Raw genomic sequence first — 20,753 nt, forward strand, 5'->3', positions numbered from 1 at the left:
AATACTTTCACGGGCCGCCACGCTCCACGGAACGCGCGGCCCGTCGGGGAACAGACCACACAGACATCTGACAGCAACAGAGGAAAGGAATCAGATGAAGCGCAACATAGTCTCCCGCACCCTTGCGGGCATGGCCGCCGCGGCGATCTCGCTCGGCTGCTTCGCGCTCGGTGCCGGAACCGCGCAGGCCGCGGACACCGACCCCAACGACGCCACGATCACGCTGAGCGGCGAGGTCGCCGGCCACACGTTCAAGGCCTACCAGCTGGCCACGTACGAGAAGGTCAAGTCCGATGGCACGGACATCACCTCCATGGAGCTCGCCACCGTGGGTGCCAAGGCCGACCTGATCAAGACCACCGCCGAAGCGGCCGCCGCCGAAGCCGGCGGAGTGGGCGCCGACAAGACCACCGCCCTGCCCGCCGCCTACACCGGCAACCCGGCCGGCTGGCTGTCCAGCTGGACCGGCGCCGACGGCACCAACGATGCCACCGCCGTTCGTCTGTTCACCGAAAAGTACGTCGCCTCCGACGATCTCGGCGACCCGTCCGCCACCGTGACCGGCGCCGAGGGCGCCGACTCCGCCGTCTTCGACTTCGGCAACGTGGCCGCCAACGCCGGCTGGTTCGTGATCACCGACACCGACGCCAACGGCGCCCAGCTCGGCTCCCCGATCCTCGTGGGCTCCACCTGGACCGGCAAGGTCTCGCTGAACGGCGTCGACCTCGGCGAGGCCACGGTCAAGCCGTCCGAGACCGACACCGTTGCCGCCCCGACCAAGACCGCCGACAAGACGTCCGTGTCCGTAGTGTCGAGCGCCCCGGCCAAGGGCGACGCCAACTGGATCACCTACACGCTGACCGGCGTGTTGCCCAAGAACGCCACCGCGGGCTACACCTACAAGTTCGTCGACGTGCCGCAGAAGGGCCTGACCGTCACCCCGAGCGGCTTCACCGCGCAGATCCAGTCCGTGGACGAAAACGGCAAGCTCAAGGTGGATGCCGACGGCAACTCGGTGTACGAGAACCTCTCCGCCACCTACGTCACCGCCCCGCGCCGCCAGGTCGTCGGCGACGGCGCCAAGACCTTCGAAATCGCGCTGAAGAACGTCGAGAAGCTCACCCCCGGCGCCACCGTCAAGGTGACCTACCAGGGCTACGTGACCGCCGAACCCGAGTACAACGAGGCCGGCGTGGGCGAGGTGTCCAACGCCGCGCACATCGAGTACGGCCCCGCTGCCGCCTCCGCCTCCACGCAGTCCGCTGAGGCCGCTGCCGCCACCACGGTCAAGTCCACCGAGTCCGCTGCCGCCACCGTCAAGGTATTCAAGGGCGGCCAGTTCACCAAGATCGGCGCCGACACCAAGAAGGCGCTGGCCGGGGCAACCTTCTCCCTGAAGCTCAAGGGCTCCACCTCCACCACCGCCCTGCGCACCGTCACCTCCGGCGAGAACGGCGTGGTCGCCTTCACCGGCCTGGGCGCCGGCACCTACGTGGTGACCGAGACCAACGTGCCGGACGGCTACTACAGCGAGATCAAGCCCAGCTTCGAGATGACCGTCAACGACAACGGCACGATCGTCTTCGGCAAGGACGCCACGTGGGATCTGGTGAACAACGCCGATCAGGCCAACGTCACCGTGACCAACGTGAACAAGGTCACCCAGCTGCCGAGCACCGGCGGCATGGGCCTCGGCGTGATCACCGCCGCGATCGTGCTGGCCGCCGGCGGCAGCGTCTTCTTCGCCGCCAAGACCATCCGCAACCGCCGCACCGCCCGCATGTAACAGCGGTCGGGGCGCGGGTTGCGGTGAGGCATCGCCCTGCGGGCGATACTGAACCCCGTTTTCGCTGACACGGAAACGCCCCACCTCATCCGTCCGGCTTCGCCGGCCACCTTCCCCTCAAGGGGAAGGCAGGTATGGCGGCGACGCCGGCTTCCCCTTGAGGGGAAGCTGGCACGCGCAGCGTGACTGATGAGGTGTCCAACCAACTAGCCCCACCCCCAATCTCACAACGAATCCAAGCACCGACCATGATCTCAGCTGATCCACACTCCAACCCTCACGGATCCGACTGCCCGGACGCCCGGCGCGGCGAATCCGGTGCGCCCGCCACACGGCAACCATCGCGGGCGCGCCGCGGGGGAGCGGGAACGTGGATCAGCGGGATCATGGCGGTGCTTTTTCTTGTTCTCGTCGTCGCGCTCGCCGGCTGGCTCATCAGTTCGCGCATGCAGTCCGACGTCACGCAGCAGCGCACCGTCGAACAGGCCAATCAGGCCGCATCCCAGCTCACCGGGGAGCAGTCGTCGCGCGCGCTCAAGGAAGCCCGCGCCTACAATCACCAGCTTTTCGAAGACGGTCAGGATGATCTCGGTTCCATCCAGGATCCGTACGCCGCCATCCAACTGCAGAAGGCCGCCGTCAGCAAAGCTACCGCGGGCTCGGGCGGCAGCGGAGCCGGCGCATCCTCCGCCCGCCGCACCGATGCCGAGGTCGTCGCCGCCGATCAGGGCGAAAAATCAGCCTCCGACGCCGACTACAACCGACTCGTCAACATCGGCGACGGCATCATGGGATCCCTCACCATCCCATCCATCGACGCCACCATGCCCATCTATCACGGCACGTCCAACGAGGCGCTGTCGTCCGGCGCAGGCCACCTGTACGGCACGTCGCTGCCCGTGGGCGGCACCGACTCGCACGCCGTGCTCACCGCCCACCGCGGACTCGTCACCGCCGACCTGTTCACGCGTCTCGACGAGGTGCGCAAGGGCGACACGTTCTCCATTCACGTGCTTGGCAACACCCTCAACTATCGCGTGGACCGCATCAGCGTGGTCGACCCCGACGACGTAAGCCAGCTCAAGATCACGCCCGGCGAGGACCGCGTCACGCTCGTCACGTGCACGCCGTACGGCGTCAATACGCACCGGCTGCTCGTCTCCGCCATCCGCACGTCCGATTCCACGCCCGCATCGACCGGCGTATCCCCGGCACGCATACGCCACTCATGGCAGTATGCGGCCGGCGTGACCGCCGTGATCGTGATGCTGGGCGTCATGTACCTGCTCGTCTCCCGCCCGCCCGAACCGCCCCTCGGCTCCCACCTCGCCTCCGCCGCGCAGTGACGCGGAGCCCTACTCCCACAACGCCTCCGGCTTACTGCGGTCGCATAGTGACACCGACCGCGTCCACATAGTGACCCCCGGGTGGCATACGCTTCGGCACGGGCCTATCTTCTCAAGTGGTTCGGGTCGCAAGGCCCGTGGAAATGACTTTGATACCGAAGGGAGGTTCGCCATGATGTACGGAATGACCGCGTTTGCCGCTGTGTCCGGCCGAATTATTATTCCGTCTTCGTTGGCGGACTGATTCGGCATTCACACTGTTCGAGCACGCCAGCGAAAGGCGGGGCCCGAACGGACACAATCTGTTTTAGCCCTGCCAAAAGCGGGGCTTTTTTAATGCTCGGCAGATGTTTTACCGGGCGAAATCGTTCAGCAAAGTCAATTTAGAACAGAAGAGAAATTACTGATTACCACACATGCGAACGCAAACATACGTTGCGGTAGCTCGGCGATGTTTCACGCGCATGTGATTAACAGGAGATTAGAGAAATGACAGCAGTCGACAAGACTGTCGCGGAGAACTCCGCGAATCCCGCCACCCTGGTGCGCGACTCGGTCAAGACCGTGATCGCCGCCTCCATGGTCGGCACGGCCATCGAGTTCTACGACTTCTACGCCTACGGCACCGCCGCGGCGAACTACTTCCCGCACATCTTCTTCTCGGACAAGGCGAACCCCACGGTCGCCCTGCTGATGAGCCTGCTGACCTTCGCCATCGCGTTCATCGCTCGTCCGCTCGGCTCCCTCGTGTTCGGCCACTTCGGTGACCGCATGGGCCGCAAGACCACGCTGGTCGTCTCCCTGATGACCATGGGTATCGGCACGTTCCTCATCGGCTGCCTGCCCACCTACAACACCTGGGGCATCGCCGCGGTTGCGCTGCTCTGCCTGCTGCGTTTCGTCCAGGGCATCGGCCTGGGCGGCGAGTGGTCCGGCGCGGCTCTGGTCGCCACCGAGAACGCTCCTGAAGACAAGCGCGCCCTCTACGGCTCCTTCCCGGAGCTCGGCGCCCCGATCGGCTTCTTCCTGTCCAACGGCACCTACTTCGTGCTCGAGTCCTTCAACGACTCCGACGCCATGCTCGCCTGGGGCTGGCGCGTGCCGTTCCTGCTGAGCGCCATCCTCGTGATCATCGGCCTCGTCGTTCGAGTCCACATGGAGGAGACCCCGATCTTCCGTCTCGCCCAGGAGCAGAAGAAGGTCGTCAAGTCCCCGCTCACCGAGGTGTTCCGCAAGTCCTGGAAGCAGGTCCTGCAGGCCACGTTCCTCGTCGCCGTCACCTACACGCTGTTCTACACGCTCGCCACCTGGTCCCTCGCCTGGGGCACCAAGGAGAAGGGCGAAGGCGGTGGCAGCCTCGGCTTCACCAACCAGGAATACCTGCTCATGCTCATGATCGCCATCTGCGTGTTCGCGGCCTTCATCGTGATCTCCTGCGTGAACGCCGACAAGTTCGGCCGCAAGCGCGTGATCATCACCTCCTCCGTGCTGCTCGTCGTGTTCGCCGCCCTGTTCCCGTTCCTGCTGAACGGTGAGATCGTCGGCCAGCGCAACTTCGTGGCCAACATGGCCTTCCTGTGCATCGGCTTCGCCCTGATGGGCACCGCGTTCGGCCCGATCGGCGCGTTCCTGCCCGAGCTGTTCGACGCCAACGTGCGCTACTCCGGCTCCGGCATCGGCTACAACCTGGCCGCCATCGTCGGCGCGGCGTTCGTGCCGACCATCGCCACCTGGCTGAGCTCCCACTGGGGCGTGCACTCCGTGGGCATCTACCTCGGCGTGATGGCCCTGTGCTGCCTCGTCGCCGTGCTCTCCTGCCATGAGACTAAGAACGTCGACTTCACCAAGTGAAGTCAGCCAATAAATTCACCAAGAAGTCATCTTCGACTACTTGACCGGTGCCTTCTCCATCGGGGAAACTCGATGGGGGAGACACATGATGGGAACGGTCGCATGTGACCGCTCCCACCCCCAGTCCGCAACCCGGGCAAAAACAATTCAATATTTGGACGCCGGCTTTTCTGCCGGCCGCTGGAGGACTAGAAATAGTTCCCAGTGATCGATGACTTTCAACGTCTAGGACACAATCCTTCTCGCCGAAGGCCGTCAGCAATCTCAACCGATTGCCGGACGCCATCGCTCGGCAATCACCAACTAATAAAGGAGTGCCAATCATGGCAGCAACTATCTGGTACGAGAAGGACGCCGATCTGTCCGTGCTCGAAGGCAAGAAGGTGGCCATCCTCGGCTACGGTTCCCAGGGTCACGCTCACGCGCTGAACCTGCGTGATTCCGGCGTTGACGTGGTGGTCGGTCTTCGTCCGTCCTCCAAGTCCGTGGAGTTCGCCAAGGAGCAGGGCCTCGAGGTCAAGTCCGTGCCGGAGGCCGTGGCCGAGGCCGACATCGTCATGATCCTTCTGCCTGATCAGTACCAGGCCGCCGTGTACAAGAAGGACGTTGAGCCGAACCTGAAGCCGGGCGCCGCTCTGGCCTTCGCTCATGGCTTCAACATCCACTACGGTTACATCAAGCCCACCGAGGATCACCCGGTGTTCATGGTTGCCCCGAAGGGCCCGGGCCACATCGTGCGTCGTGAGTACGCCGCTGGCCGTGGCGTCCCGGTGGTCGTGGCCGTTGAGCAGGATCCTCGCGGTGACGGCTGGGCCATCACCCTGGCCTACGCCAAGGCTCTGGGCGCTCTGCGCGCCGGCGCCATCAAGACCACCTTCACCGAGGAGACCGAGACCGATCTGTTCGGCGAGCAGGACGTCCTCATGGGCGGCATCAACCACCTGTGCGACATGGGCTTCGATGTGCTGACCGAGGCTGGCTACCAGCCGGAGATCGCCTACTTCGAGGTGTTCCACGAGCTGAAGATGCTGGTGGACCTCGCCAACGAGGGTGGTCTGAACAAGGCTCGCTGGAGCTGCTCCGACACCGCTCAGTACGGCGACTACACCTCCACGGTCATCACCGAGGAGACCAAGAAGCGCATGCAGTACCAGCTGAAGCGCATCCAGGACGGCTCCTTCGCCAAGGAGTTCATGGATGACCAGGCTGCCGGCGCTCCGAAGTTCAAGAAGCTGCAGGAAGAGTACTCTCACCCGCACCTGGAGACCGTTGGCCCGAAGCTGCGCGCCATGTTCTCTTGGAACAACGGCCCGGCCAAGGACGCCGATGAGGCTGAGTCCTTCAACGGCAAGATCGCTCGTACCCAGGTTCAGTGATTGCCGCCGACCAACCGGTCGTGATTGCCGCTCTCCGTTGAGTGCGGCAAAATAAAACGCATAAAAGCCGCCGCTCCCGTTCATTCGGGGCGGCGGCTTTTGCGTATCGTGACGGTTTGCGGCGGACGACGGTTCGTCGTTCACCGCGTATCGGCGTGCGTCAAACGATGCAGGTTGAGTTGCGCCGACTCAGGAGTGCGCCCACGTTGTGGACGGGAATGTGACGAAAGCGACATTATCGGTAGGATAGTGGGCAGTTTGCAGGACAAAATCCTCAGATGAGCTCGTCTGGGTAAGTGATTCGGCCGGTCCAACGGGATCGCGGCAATCACGCATCGGACAAACGCGCGTCACGCGCGGCGCACTATGCGCAACCACAACAACATTCGCAGTAGTTAAGGAGTGCTTACATGGCTGCACAGATCTGGTACGAGAACGACGGTGATCTGTCCGTTCTCCAGGGCAAGAAGGTTGCCATCATCGGTTACGGTTCCCAGGGTCACGCTCACGCGCTGAACCTGCGTGATTCCGGCGTTGACGTGGTGGTCGGCCTGCGCCCCACCTCCAAGTCCGTCGAGTTCGCCAAGGAGCAGGGCCTCGAGGTCAAGTCCGTGCCGGAGGCTGCCGCCGAGGCCGACGTGATCATGATCCTGGCCCCCGACCAGTACCAGCGCACCATCTGGGCCAACGACATCGAGCCCAACATCAAGCCGGGTGCCGCCGTCGCCTTCGCCCACGGTTTCAACATTCACTACGGTTACATCAAGCCCACCGAGGATCACCCGGTGTTCATGGTTGCCCCGAAGGGCCCGGGCCACATCGTGCGTCGTGAGTACGCCGCTGGCCGTGGCGTCCCGGTCGTGGTGGCCGTGGAGCAGGATCCGCGTGGCGACGGCTGGGCTCTGACCCTCGCCTACGCCAAGGCTCTGGGCGCCCTGCGCGCCGGCGCCATCAAGACCACCTTCAAGGAAGAGACCGAGACCGATCTCTTCGGCGAGCAGAACGTGCTCATGGGTGGCGTGAACAAGCTCGTCGAGATGGGCTTCGAGGTCCTCACCGACGCCGGCTACCAGCCGGAGATCGCCTACTTCGAGGTCTGCCACGAGCTGAAGATGCTCGTCGACCTGATGAACGAGGGTGGTCTGAACAAGGCCCGTTGGTCCTGCTCCGACACCGCTCAGTACGGCGACTACACCAACACCGTGATCAACGAGGACTGCCGCAAGCGCATGGAGTACCACCTGGGCCGCATCCAGGACGGTTCCTTCGCCAAGGAGTTCATCGACGATCAGGACGCCGGCGCCCCGCACTTCAAGGAGCTGCAGGAGAAGTACTCCAACGAGCGCATCGAGACCGTCGGCCCGAAGCTGCGCGCCATGTTCTCCTGGAACAAGGATGGCGTGAAGGACGCCGACGAGGCCAACTCCTTCACCGGCAAGATCGCCCGCGCCCAGGTTCAGTGAGCACTGTGCAGTGAGCACCGCTCGGTGATTCACTGACCCGCTCGCCGATCCGTCGGTCCGATACCGACTGACGAATCGGGCGTATCAAGCGCATCAAACCGCCGCCCCGTTCATTCGGGTGCGGCGGTTTTGCTTTTTATGCCCTGTGGAACGCCAGATACCGGCGCAGCAGGAACGCGAGCGCCAGCACCGTATGGTCGTCGAGCGTGCGCGGATTGTATCCGGTGCGGCGCGCCATGGCGTTGAGATGGTTCTGCAGGGTGTTCTTGTGCAGGAACAGTTCGTCGGCCGCGCGCGAAATGCTGCCGTTGTGCTTCGTGTAGACGTCGAACGTGCGCTGCAGATCGTCGATGTCGGCGTCGGGAATGCCGGCGAACACATGCTCGACGAATCGTGCCGCGTCCGTCTGGGGGATGGCGGACAACAGCAGCCCGTAGTCGAGCTCGTCATATTCGATCGTGCTGGCGCTGCCGATGAATCGCAGCCAGTCGACTGCCGTGCCGGCCTGGCGATGGCTGACCCAGTACTGGTCGGCCGTATCCGCCACGCACCCCAGTCCCAGACTGATCGGCCGGTTCAGCGTACGTTCCATATCGACTCTCATGGCATCCATCAGCGTGCGCGTTTCCGTGGAAGCGCCGGTCGCGGCAGCTTCGTTGATTGCGGTGTCGCCGTCGGGCATGAGTACGCAGAACCCTTGCGCGGAGACGGTGAACAGGGTTCCGCTCCGCTGCCCCAGATGCCGGTGCAGCACGTCGTATATCGTGTCCCGACCGGAATGATCGGCGTCCTGCGCTGTGCATCGTCCCACGGCGACCAGCCTCGGCATGTTGAGATCGACGTTCAGCGCATCGGCGAGATAGGTCACCAATCCGTGGTCATGCTGCTCGGCGGTGAGCAGGCTGATGAGATTCGTGGTCATCATGCGTTCGTCGAACCGGCTGATCTGTTCCGTGTTTTCACGCACCAGAATCTCGGTCATCTTGCGGATCACGTCGCTGAACGGCTCGACCTGCGCGCGTTCACCGGTCACACCGATCACGGCCACCACGTCGTCGTTGAGCAGTACGGGCGCGTTGATGCCATGCCGTGCGCCCGCGAACTGTTCGTCATTGTCGACGGCGATGGTGCGTCGTTGCTGCGCGGCGAGCAGTGCCGCGTCGTGCAGCGTGCCGATGCGCGTCGGATCGGTGCTGGCGATCATGGTGCCGTCGGGGGAGAAGAAATTGATGTCGTGCCGGATGATGCCCTTGAGATTCTCCACTATGGTCTGTGCGATGCGCGGATCGATGTTCATGCCGTCAGTGTAGAGGATTTTCCGGCATGAAAATAGTACGCGTACCATTCCACCATGGTTTTTCTACTGGTTTTCCGTTCCTTGGAATATGGAAAACAGTCGTTTTTCCTTGGAAAATAGAGCTATCAAGATCAATCGTGACGGATGGGTGCTCCAATGCGGGAGCGGCCTTCCGGAATCGATGTTGGTTCGTGTACTACAGTCAAAGGAGATTCCCATGGTGGAGGGTGTGTCGATCGCATGGTGGGCGGCGCTGGTCGGCCTTGCCGTCGCGATCGTGCTGATTCTGAAGAAGCTCAATGCCACGTACGCGCTGCTGCTGGGCGCGGTGGTCGGTTGCCTGATCGGCGGCGCGTCGCTCGCGCAGACGGTGAACGTGGTGGTCGCCGGCGGCCAGAGCGTGGTCGGCACCATCGTGCGCGTGCTCGCCGCCGGCGTGCTGGCCGGTGTGATGATGGAGTCCGGTGCGGCCGACCGCATCGCCAAGACCATCGTCGCGAAGTTCGGCGAAAGTCTGGCGATCTTCTCGCTGGCGTTCGCCACGATGATCATCTGCGCGGTCGGCGTGTTCATTCCCGTGGCGGTGCTGATCGTTGCGCCGATCGCCCTCGAGGTGGGTAATCGTCTGGGCATCTCCAAGCTGGCGCTGCTCGTGGCGCTGTCCGGCGGCGGCAAGGCCGGCAACATCATCTCCCCGAACCCGAACACCATCGCCGCGGCCTCCGGTTTCGGCATCCAGCCGTCCGCGGTCATGGTGGGCAGCTTCATTCCGGCCGTCTGCGGCCTTGCCATGGCGGTTCTGCTGGCCACACTGCTGCGCAATCATGGCGCCGCGCCGACTCTTGCCGAAGCCGGCAACAGTGATTCCGCTGAATCCACTCGCGAACTGCCGACGATCGGCCGCGCCCTGGTCGCGCCGGTCATCGCCATCGTGCTGCTGCTCGTCAACCCGATCGGCAGCGTGCTGGGCATCGGTCTGCTGACGCGCTTCCAGGTGGACGCCATGTACATTCTGCCGTTCGCTGCCGTGGTCGGTCTGTTCGTCATGGGGCAGGGCCGTCACCTGCTCGACTACACCAAGGCCGGACTCGCACGCATGACCGACGTGGTCCTCATCCTGATCGGCGCCGGCGCGATCGGCGGCCTGATCACGAACTCGGACCTGTCCACGCAGATCGTGAACCTCATCAAGGCGTGGGGCGTGTCCGGCTCCCTGCTCGCTCCGCTCGCGGGCATCCTCATGGCGGCGGCCACGGCATCCACCTCCACTGGTGTGATCCTTGGCAGCAGCTCGTTCGGCTCGTCGATCCTCGATTTCGGCGTCACCCCGGTCGCCGCGGCCGTGACCATGCAGGCCGGCGCCACGGTGATCGACCACCTGCCGCACGGCAATTACTTCCACGTCAGCGGACAGGCGATGAAGATGACGGTCGGCGAGCGCATGAAGAGCGTGCCGTTCGAATCGATCGTCGGTCTGACGATGACGATCGTGGCCACCCTCATCTACACCCTGTTCTGACCGTTCCTATTTCCGTTCTCTACCCGAATTCCCATATCCAAGCTTTGCCACTGAACATCAATCGTTGAAATCAAAGGAGATCGTCATGAAGTTCGTTATCGCACCGGATTCGTTCAAGGGATGCATGACCGCCAAGCAGGCCGCCGAGGCGATGCGCGCGGGACTGCGCCGCGTGTTCCCCGACGCCGAATACGTGATGGTGCCGATGGCCGACGGCGGCGAGGGCACCGTGCAGTCGCTGGTCGACGCCACCGGCGGCGCGCTGCGTCAGGCCCGTGTACTCGACCCGCTGCAGCGGGAGACCGTTGCGGAATACGGACTGCTGGGAGCTGCCGCTGGTACGGGTGCCGCGGATGCCGGCGCGGACGAGACCGAGTCCGCCGGACCCACCGCCGTCATCGAAATGGCCGCGGCCAGCGGCATCCAGTTCGTGAACAACGACACCAAGAATCCGCTCGTCACCACCACATACGGCACCGGTCAGCTGATCCGTTCCGCACTCGACGACGGCGCCCGCACGATCATCCTCGGCGTGGGCGGATCCGCCACGAACGACGGCGGCGCCGGCATGGCCGAAGCGCTGGGCGTGCGCTTCCTCGACGCAGACGGCAACCCGATCCCGCGCGGCGGCGGATTCCTCGACCGGCTCGACCGCATCGACGCGTCCGGCATCGACCCGCGCATCGCACAGACCCGCATCCTCATCGCCTCCGACGTGACCAACCCGCTCGTCGGTCCTAAGGGTGCGTCGGCGGTGTTCGGCCCGCAGAAGGGCGCCACCTCGGATATGGTCGCGCAGCTCGATGCAAATCTGACGCACTACGCCGCCATCATCAAGCGCGACCTCGGCATCGACGTGGCGCATACGCCGGGCGCCGGCGGTGCGGGCGGACTGGGCGCCGGACTCCTCGCCTTCACGAAGTCGACCATGCGCTCCGGCGTCGAGATCGTCTCACAGACCGTGCGACTGTCCGATCGCGCCAAGGGCGCCGACTACTGCCTCACAGGCGAAGGTGGCATCGACTTCCAGACCCAGTACGGCAAGACCCCGATGGGTGTGGCGCAGTCCGCGCACCGTGACAATCCGAACATCGGCGTGATCGCGCTCGCCGGATACGTGGGCGAGGGCATCGACCAGCTGTACGATCTCGGCATCAACGCGGTGTTCGGCATCGTCCCCGCCGCCGTCTCCCTAGACCGCGCGCTCGCCGACGGACCGGCGAACCTCGAACGCACCGCGGAGAACGTCGGCCGCCTGATCGCCCTGGCCCGCTGACCTGCCGGCGTCAAAAGTCCCGAAATCCGAGGCGATTTCTTCCCCGACCGATCGCAATGCCGAGTTTTGTGGTTTTTCTCCGCGCCTATTCGTGGGCGGAGCCCCGTGTGAGCCCTCACCATATGACTACGTATTCCGGGAAAACCACAAAACTCGGCATCTCACCGCGAATCACCGGTTTCCTGACGAGAAATCCAGCGAAAAACGACGCGTCCGCAGCCTGAAGGCGAGTGCCCGGCGGCATGTTGGCGAAGCCGACACGGTATGTTCGGCAGATGCGTCGTTCATCCGTCCGTCACGCATAATGGTTTGGGGTTCACTTATTTCGAGGTGCGTGACTATGACGGAACAGACGACTGATGATATGACGACCGACGATGCGATGGCAGCGCCCGAGAGCGCCGCATCATCGTCCGAAGCGATCCGTGCCGCGATCGCCGCATACCCGCGGGCCAAGGCACGTACCCAACGGTTCTCGCTCGGTGCGCCGCGCTCCGCAACGGTGCTCGACGACGGCTCCCACGCACTGTTCCTGCGTTCGCGCGGCCCGGAGGACGACGTCACCTGCCTGTGGCTGAGCTGGTTCGACGGCGCCGGCAATCATCACGAGACACTGCTGGCCGACCCGCGCACGCTGCTGTCCGCCGGCAACGGAACCTACGCCGGCGCGTCAGCCTCCGATCCCGCCGACTCCGACGTCCCCGACGAGGAGAAGGCCCGTCGCGAACGCGCGCGCGAATCCGCCGGCGGCATCGTGTCATACAGCGTCAACGAATCCGGCAACCGTGTGGTGTTCACAGTCGGCGGCCGACTGTGGCTCACCACGTTCGTGTTCGACGGCGACATCGAATTCCTTTCCGACATCGAGCCGGAGAGCACCGACGCAGACATCGTGCTGGAAAACATTGACATTCCCGGCCTTGCAAATCCCAATTCCCCGAACGCGAACCGCAACGATCCCTCCCGCCACGCCCCGGTGCGCGTGACCGTGGAGGATGGCGAACTCCACGCCGTGACCCGTGAGCTCGGCGACACCTGGTACGTGTCCGCGATGGCGGTCAGCGGTCACCGCGGACGACTGTTCCGCCCGGTGCTCAATCCGCGCATCTCCCCGGACGGACGTCTGGTCGCCTACACCACCGGCCGTATGATCAACCTCGTCGTGATCGGCGAGCACGGCCAGCCCGACGACGAGCGTTCGATCTGCGGCGTGGCCGACGACCCGAACGTCACCGTCGGTCTGGCGGAATTCGCCGCCGGCGAGGAAATGGACCGGTATGAGGGCTTCTGGTGGTCGCCCGACTCGCGCAGCCTGCTCATCGAACGCGCCGACGAGTCGCCCGAACCGTTGTGGCACATTTCCGACCCCGCCAACCCGACCAAGCCCGCACAGTCGCGCCACTATCCGCAGGCGCTCACACGCAACGCCGACGTGCGCCTGTTCCGTTTCGACATCGGTTCCGCCGAACACCGCGCCGGCAACATGGCGTTTGCCAGCGTGGAGGACCTGCCCGAAGTGTGGTGGGATCGTCGCGGTTACGAATATCTGGCAGACGTGCATTGGAGCCGTGGCGGAGACCCGCTGCTGCTCGTGCAGAACCGCCGCCAGACCGCCGATCAGGTGCTTGCCGTGAAGCCCGAAGGCAGCGACCCGCACGTGGGGTACGCATCGCAGCACAGCATCCTCGACGGGTTCGCGCTCGCCGACGACGGTGGTTCGCTAGCGGGCGAGGAGGCGCGCAAACGCTGGCTGCCGACGAGCACGCTGACGGTGAGCGGCAGCCGGTATTGGCTGGATCTGATCCACGGCTGCCCCGCGTGGACGCCCGGCGGTCGCCTGATCACCGCCATGCCCGACGAGGAGACCGACACCATGCGTCTGGCGGTGGACGGTCATGCGTTCACCCCCGTCGGGTGGCAGGTTCTCGACGTGCTCGATGTGACTGATCATGACGTGCTCGCCCGCGCGACCCGTGATGCGCGCGCCGTGGATGTGGTGAGCTTCCGCCTGCCCGAGGAGGGCCAGGAATTCATCGGTTCGTATTGGCAGGAGCTGACCGTCGACAGGCACTTCGACGCGCAGAACGCGTGCGGCGCCGCGGCGCAGGGGAGTGGCGCTGGGAATGGGGCCGGTGGCTTCGGCAATCGTTTCGCGGCCGATTCCGCGTCCGGCGACTGTCCCGAGCCGATCGTGATGAATCCGGAGATGGGCGTGTGGACGGCGTCGCGCTCCGGCACCGGCATGGTGCTGACCGGCCGGACCATGCACGACGATCACAGTGTGATGCTGCACATGTACGGCGAGAACGCGGACATCGGATACTCCGCTACCGTAGCGAATCACGCCGCCGTTCCCGGATTCACGCCCCGCACCGAGTTCGTGCGGCTGGGCACGCAGGGCATGTACGCGGCGATCACGCTGCCGTCCGAGTCCAGCCCGTACGCGCATGCGGAGAAGCTGCCCGTGCTGATGAAGCCGTACGGCGGTCCGATGCACCGCGAGGTCATGTTCAGTCAGGCGTACTACTGGGATTCGCAGTGGTGGGCCGATCAGGGCTTCATCGTGGTGGCTGCCGACGGTCACGGCACCGGTGCGCGCGGCCTGCACTGGGATCACGCCATGTTCGAACGTTTCGACATCGCGTTGGACGATCAGATCGACGCCGTTCATGCCCTGCCTGAGGCGATGGCCTCGCTCGGCGGGACGGAGGGCCTGACAGTGCCCGCGCCCGATCTCGATCATGTGGCCATGATCGGCTGGTCGTACGGCGGATACCTGTCCGCGCTGGCCGTGCTGCGTGCGCCCGACGTGTTCCATGCCGCCTGCGCCGGCGCTCCGCCGACCGATTGGACGCTGTACGACACGCATTACACCGAACGCTATCTCGGCATGAACCCGACCGTGTACGAGCGCAACAGCCTGATCAAGGACGCGCCGAACCTGCGTCGACCGCTGCTGCTGATCCACGGTTTCGCCGACGACAACGTGACCGTGGCGAACTCGCTGCGCCTGAGTTCCGCGCTGCTGGCCGCCGGCCGTGAGCACACCGTGCTGCCGCTGACCGGCATCACGCACATGACCAACGACGAGACCGTGGCCGAAAACCTGCTGCTGTTCCAGCGCGACTTCCTCCGCAAGGCGCTCGCCGAGTAGTCGGGGCGCGCGGCGGGTATCCGGGGCGCGTGATGCGCATGGTGCAGCCGGCTTCCCCTGACAGGGAAGCCGTTGCCGCATGGCATAGCCGGATGGACGAGTACGGGCCTGTACCGCCACGGGGTTGGTATCGCCTTGCGGGCGATGCGTGATTATGGTTTCGTTGACGCGAAACGTTCACCTCATCAGTCACGCTACGCGTGACAGCTTCCCCTCAAGGGGAAGCCGACTTTGCCTAAAAACGGCTTTGGTGTTTTCTTGGCAGCGCAGTTTCTCAAGGGGAAGTTGGCATTGCGCTACATACTGGCCTTCCCCTTGAGGGGAAGGTGGCCGACGGAGTCGGACGGATGAGATGACGTCGCTTCGTTGCGACAAGGGTTCTTTTCCATATTCACCTGCTCTCTCTATACCCCCTTCCTCGGGTGCCATGGCCCTGCTCCCCAATGTGGTCAAACGTAACCCCCTCCAGCTCAGCCATTGCAATCATTGAGCTTGAATTTCCGTCTTCCTTGCTGATCCTTGTCATGTAGCCCGTAGGGGGCATATCTCCCGAAATGGGGGCCATACGATGGGCCGTACCTGAACGAGAGATCGGCAATGGAGGCTGAATATGAAGGGTTTTCGCATTTTGGTCAAGTGCGTCACGCTGCTCACCGCATCGCTTGGCAGCATGATCGGCAAACTGGTCGCCGCACTGCTGCTGTTTCTGGCCGCATTGGTCGTTCCTCCCGGTGCCTACGATGACTCACGCTCGATCTCCATACGAAACGGTGATTCCGACGGCGGTTCCGTCCAGGCTCAGGTCGACCCCGCAAAGACGCGGGCCACCGACACCGGTGGCAAGCGCGTACACATTTCCAGTAGCCGATTCATCGTCGCCAAGATCGAACCGGACGCGGTGGACTTCAATGACGTGGTCGCCGCTTCAAAAACTCACGCCATCAATCCCGACGGCACTGTCGGCGTCCGAGATGGCGGCGTGCAGTTCGTGCTCTGGCCCGAATACCGTGCCGCCGACGGCACCTGGTACGTCTATGAACAGCGTTTCACCGAGCGGAACAGCGACGGTACGTGGAAGGACGAGGGGCGTTGGTATCAGAGCACGCTAAGCGCCGACGGTTTCGAGGGTGATGCGTGGATCGAAACGGATCCGCCGAACCTCGATGATGGTGGGTCCTGGTCCCCAATGCCACAAGGATGCGACGGCAAACTGAGCAATGGAGCTCGATACTGCACGGCCTCGCAGATGGACAAGATTGGATATGCATATTGGGGGAATAACGGTAGTAAGTCGAAAGTACATTTCCCAGTCGAAGTTGATGATTACACGCAGCCATATGAGGCGCATCCGTTTAAGTATCGTGTGGCGTTGTCTCGGCCTGCCCCGTCCGATGAGATTGATGTGAATGTGTTCTTTGGCCGTGACGTTACCGAAATTACGGCGGAAGTTAGCCATCGAAAAGATTCATATTGGAGAGTCAATAGCTCGTATGTCGTGCAGTTGACCGATATTACCGGAAAAGACCAAATCGGAGCTCAGTCTGATACTCCGGATACTCCGAACTTGAATTCCTCTCAGGGGGAGGATTCAAGCTCTCTTGCTGAACCAAAATTGCTCGATGCGGTTCCCCAACAAGATAACGGCCAAAGTGCTGTTGCCACCGGCGGCATCGTCTCCCCGCAGGTCTCCAACATCGACTCGATCACCCTCAACCCCAGTAAGCTCATGGTCGGTCGGGCGCAGAAGCCAGGCGAGTTCAAACTGCTGCTGACCGCGCTGCCCAACGATCGCGATGGCGTGCAGACCACGGCAGAAATGACACCCATGCCGAATCGCGGTTTCCGTATCAATGACGATCGCATGACGATGGGCGAGGACTGGTACGGTTCCAACGATCAGTCTCTCTCATTCACCATCAAGCCCAATGATGGCAATGATGGCACTCGCAGTGACGCTGCTGACAACGCCCCTTCGTCCGATTCCCGATCGTCCCACGGCGCAAGCCGTCTGGACGCACGCCTCACCATCGCCACCACCACGTACGACGTCTCGCCGGGATATGGTTCGTCATCCTCACGTTGGTTCTCCTACCAGCTGTGCGAGCAGGGCCCCAACGGCGGTTGCGCCACTCAGCAGGACAATGCGCCCGGCAGTACCAAGTCCGGCAGCGCCAACACCGTGACCTACGACCTGTCCCGATACGTCATCTGGGTGCGCGGCGAGATCGACGAACGCAACGCCATGCGCCTGTCCACAGACAGCTTCATCGTCAGAACACACGACCGGCACGGCAACGATCTGACCAATGGCGGCACCACGGAAGGCGAGCGCGGCCGATTCGATGCCGAAACGCTCACGTTCACACCGCGATTCGTCAACTCCATACGCGGGCATCTGTCGTTCACCAAGCAGAACGAGCAGGGAACGTCGCTGCCCGGCGCGGAATTCACCGCCGACGATCTGCCCGTCACCCAGTCCGGCGACAAGCCGGGCGCATACCGATACGCAGGCAAGAACACGCCCGATGCGTCACACATCATGACGTCGGGTGCCGACGGTCGGGTGCATGTCACCGACATCGATCTGACCGAGATATTCGGTTACGACGATGATCCGAATTCGGACCGGTACGGCAAACTGCGTGGTGACTCCGTCAGCTATACGATCACTGAAACTAAGGCTCCGCCCGGTTATGTACTGCCGGCCGGCGAGCCGCCAAGATTCAAGGTGACTCTTCACTCCGACGGCACGATCGTCTACCGTGCGATCTCCGAGCGCACCGGCGCACTATGCGAAAACGGTAACGATGACGACTGCCGATTCATAGTGGTAAATTCCGGATTCCGTTTCCTCAAGGTCGACGACAACGGCAATCCGCTGCGCGACGCCATATTCCGAATATTCGAAGGCCGGCAACTGCCGGATAACGATAACGACGACGGCACAATTCCCGCCAAACCATTGGCCTTCGTGCCGGTTGACGGCAATGTCGGATCATACAACTTCACGCCAGCCGCCGACGTCGACAACGCTGACGGCACCGTGACCGATCTCGCCACCGACGGCAACGGGTCGATTCGTGTGCATAACCTGCCCGACGGCACATACACGATTCGGGAGATCCGCGCGCCGATCGACGCCGACGGTCGGGAGATCTACGCCAACAAGCAGGACGTCTGGTTCCTCGTCACCGTTCACGAAGGCGCCATTCGTCTCGCCGACGAGGACGACGACATCGGTACGTCAGAAGGAGCCGGCGCTGGCGAATCCGACACTCACGGCACCGCAATGATCGGCCCCGACGTCGCCGTCGGCTGCACGAACGCCGAAACCGGCATGATCGCCGCCGACGATACGCCGACGACACCGATCTGCGTGGCCACCGCCACCAACCATCGCGTCAACCAGGTGGCGGAACTGCCGCTGACCGGCGGCAGCGGAGGGCTGATACCGTGCATGATCGCCGGAATCACGCTACTCGCCATGGCCGTTGGCGCCCATCTTCTCGCCGCAGCGTTGCGGAAGGAACAGTCACGCTGACAACCATTCACGAAGGGACAACATCATGAATCACATCGCACGCCACACCCGTCTCGAGGCGGCTGCGCGCATCGCTCTATCGGCATTCGCCATCGTGCTGCTGACGATCGGCATGACGGGATCCGCCATTCCTACGGCCAATGCGGCAGTCGGCGAAGACGCCGACGTCACCGCAGACCATCCGATCATCGGCACGTCGATCACCATTACCGCCGACACAAGCGCACAGATCCGTGGCCACACGTTCGCCGTCTACCAGCTCGCCGACTACACCACACAGACAGCCGGAGCCGTGGGGCTGACAACCATCGCCGAACCGGCCTCCGCCTACCGGCACATTCAGAACGCCATGGCCCAAGCCAATCCGGCATACAACGCGGAACGCGACGGAGACCCATTCGCCTGGGCCGTGCAGGTGGAAGGCCGACTCGATCACAGCACGGCCTCGCCATGGACCGGACTCACCCGCGCGCTCGCCACCGCACTCAATCCGGCCGAACTCGGCACTCCCACCACCGTCACCGCGAACGACGACAGCATCGTCACCACCGGAGAACAGGTCACGGTCACGTTCAACGGTCTCAAACCCGGACTCTATATGATCGTCGACGTCACCGGACGGCAATCGCAGGGGAACGCAGAAGACGTCGGCAACACGGGGAGTGAGAAGAGCGCGGAGAACGACGGAACGGCGTCATGGACCAACTCCACCCGCATGGTGGTCGGTACGCGACTCGCGGTCTGGGACGCCGTCGCAAACTCCTCGACCACACTCGCCGACGGCGTCGTCAATCTCAAGAACCAGTCCGTTCCCATCTACAAGCAGATCGTGGACCCCGACGGCCGGCCGCAGACCGAACCCGACTACACGATCGGCGACACCATCCACTACGAAATCACCTCCACCGTGCCCATCTACACCGGGTATTCGCCCACCGGCCGCGTGTACCGCATACTCGACACCATGAGTCAGGGGCTCACCTACGTCGATGTCGCCTCGGTGAGCATCGGCGAAACGACGCTCGCGGAATCGACCAATGGCGGTGCCGGCGACTATACGGTCAGCGTGCGGACCGTCACATACGAATCCCGGCAGGGGACGACCGGCCAGGTGCCCGACGCGCTGATCGGCAAACCTGCCACCGAGATCACCGTCGATCTGAGTAACTACGTGAACCAGACCAACAACGCCAACCCATTGCAGGAGGGTGCGACCGTGACCGTGCTGATCGACGCCACGCTCAACGACAACGCCGTCGTCTCCGATCCAGGACTGCCGCAGGGCAATCCGAACAAGGTGGATCTCATCTACTCGCACAATCCTGAGGACCTGACCGATCAGACCACGGTCCCCGGCGGCGAGGTGAACGCATACACGTTCCGATTCCGCATTCGCAAGACCGACCTCGGCACGGGCCGACCGCTCGAGGGCGCCGAGTTCATCGTGAAATCCGCAGACCGCGGATACCTCAGGGCGTACGAGCCGGCGAGCGCCGAGCGTGCTGGTGAGGGTGTGAATGTCGATCGGGCGGGTAGCGACGTCAGGTCCGGCGGATGGCGATATACGCCGAACGAATCCGACGCCATGATCTTCACGTCGGACGCCGCCGGCATGATCGACGGACTGGACGGGCTGGACGCCGGCACGTATACCGTGACGGAGACCAGGGCGCCCGACGGCTATCAGAACGCCGTGCTACCCACGTTCAGCTTCACCATCGTTGCCGCGTACCGGCAGGATGCGAGTACCAGGCCGGACGACGTGGCCGCGTGGGGCGACCATCATCTTGGGAACGTGATCTTCGGCGCGCCCGAAGGGGATACGTGGAAGCTCGTGCAACAGGGCGGCGTGAGCGGTGGTGCCAGCGCTGATGGTGATGCGAATGGTGAATCGGACGCTATACCGACCTTCCAGTACACCGTAGGCAACGTGCGCAACGTGTCCGCGCTGCCGAAGACTGGCGCGGCCGGCGTGGTGATGCTTGTTCCGATCGCGGCGCTGCTCGTGGCCGGAGCGGTCATCTCCTATCTGCACGGACGCGCATTGCAACGCAACGGACTGCATGCGTCGGAGTGACGCCGATCGACGTTGTCGATAGCGCCGCGGCCGGCCGCCGCCGGTCAATTTTTCTAACGCAACCAGC

General features: G+C 63.6%; 11 protein-coding genes. 10 read left to right on the forward strand and 1 reads right to left on the reverse strand.

The annotated features are described in order from the left end of the window. Window positions 1-94 precede the first annotated feature (94 nt). The 5 genes from Tam10B_RS13740 (at window position 95) to ilvC (Tam10B_RS09045) (ending at window position 7,822) form a co-directional block, all read left to right on the forward strand. Window positions 95-1,786 carry a SpaA isopeptide-forming pilin-related protein gene (locus Tam10B_RS13740; RefSeq protein ID WP_093960914.1) on the forward strand — a complete coding sequence of 564 codons (1,692 nt, stop codon included), beginning with the start codon at window positions 95-97 and terminating at the stop codon, window positions 1,784-1,786. 386 nt (window positions 1,787-2,172) lie between these two features. After that, complete coding sequence (locus Tam10B_RS09030) at window positions 2,173-3,132, forward strand: class C sortase (RefSeq protein WP_233133674.1); 960 nt, start codon at window positions 2,173-2,175, stop codon at window positions 3,130-3,132. Window positions 3,133-3,621: 489 nt separating this feature from the next. Beyond that, window positions 3,622-4,983: an MFS transporter gene (locus Tam10B_RS09035; RefSeq protein ID WP_093960916.1), complete on the forward strand. Its 1,362-nt coding sequence runs from the start codon at window positions 3,622-3,624 to the stop codon at window positions 4,981-4,983. Between the two features lie 323 nt (window positions 4,984-5,306). Further along, the gene (ilvC, locus tag Tam10B_RS09040) at window positions 5,307-6,359 is read left to right on the forward strand and encodes a ketol-acid reductoisomerase (protein WP_093960917.1); all 1,053 of its coding nucleotides are present in this window, start codon (window positions 5,307-5,309) and stop codon (window positions 6,357-6,359) included. Between the two features lie 410 nt (window positions 6,360-6,769). Further along, window positions 6,770-7,822: a ketol-acid reductoisomerase gene (ilvC, locus tag Tam10B_RS09045; RefSeq protein WP_093960918.1), complete on the forward strand. Its 1,053-nt coding sequence runs from the start codon at window positions 6,770-6,772 to the stop codon at window positions 7,820-7,822. 136 nt (window positions 7,823-7,958) lie between these two features. Here the strand turns inward: ilvC (Tam10B_RS09045) and Tam10B_RS09050 are convergent, their stop codons facing one another. Continuing rightward, entirely contained in the window at window positions 7,959-9,119 is a 1,161-nt protein-coding gene (locus tag Tam10B_RS09050; protein ID WP_158214184.1) for a CdaR family transcriptional regulator, read from the reverse strand. A gap of 217 nt (window positions 9,120-9,336) precedes the next feature. On the opposite strand from Tam10B_RS09050, the gene Tam10B_RS09055 reads away from it, so the two are divergent. The 5 genes from Tam10B_RS09055 to Tam10B_RS09075 all read left to right on the forward strand — a co-directional run bounded on the left by Tam10B_RS09055 (window position 9,337) and on the right by Tam10B_RS09075 (window position 20,686). After that, window positions 9,337-10,638, forward strand: a complete 1,302-nt coding sequence (locus tag Tam10B_RS09055) for a GntP family permease (protein WP_093960920.1) — start codon at window positions 9,337-9,339, stop codon at window positions 10,636-10,638. Window positions 10,639-10,723: 85 nt separating this feature from the next. Continuing rightward, entirely contained in the window at window positions 10,724-11,914 is a 1,191-nt protein-coding gene (locus Tam10B_RS09060; protein ID WP_093960921.1) for a glycerate kinase, read from the forward strand. 382 nt (window positions 11,915-12,296) lie between these two features. After that, window positions 12,297-15,068, forward strand: coding sequence for a S9 family peptidase (locus Tam10B_RS09065; RefSeq protein WP_093960958.1), 2,772 nt, complete (start codon window positions 12,297-12,299; stop codon window positions 15,066-15,068). A gap of 610 nt (window positions 15,069-15,678) precedes the next feature. After that, window positions 15,679-18,609 (forward strand): MSCRAMM family protein, encoded by a 2,931-nt coding sequence (locus tag Tam10B_RS09070; RefSeq protein ID WP_093960922.1) that lies wholly within the window; start codon window positions 15,679-15,681, stop codon window positions 18,607-18,609. A gap of 25 nt (window positions 18,610-18,634) precedes the next feature. Continuing rightward, complete coding sequence (locus tag Tam10B_RS09075; RefSeq protein ID WP_093960923.1) at window positions 18,635-20,686, forward strand: isopeptide-forming domain-containing fimbrial protein; 2,052 nt, start codon at window positions 18,635-18,637, stop codon at window positions 20,684-20,686. Window positions 20,687-20,753 lie beyond the last annotated feature (67 nt).

Origin of the sequence: Bifidobacterium vansinderenii (assembly GCF_002234915.1) — a bacterium.
Classification (GTDB): domain Bacteria; phylum Actinomycetota; class Actinomycetes; order Actinomycetales; family Bifidobacteriaceae; genus Galliscardovia; species Galliscardovia vansinderenii.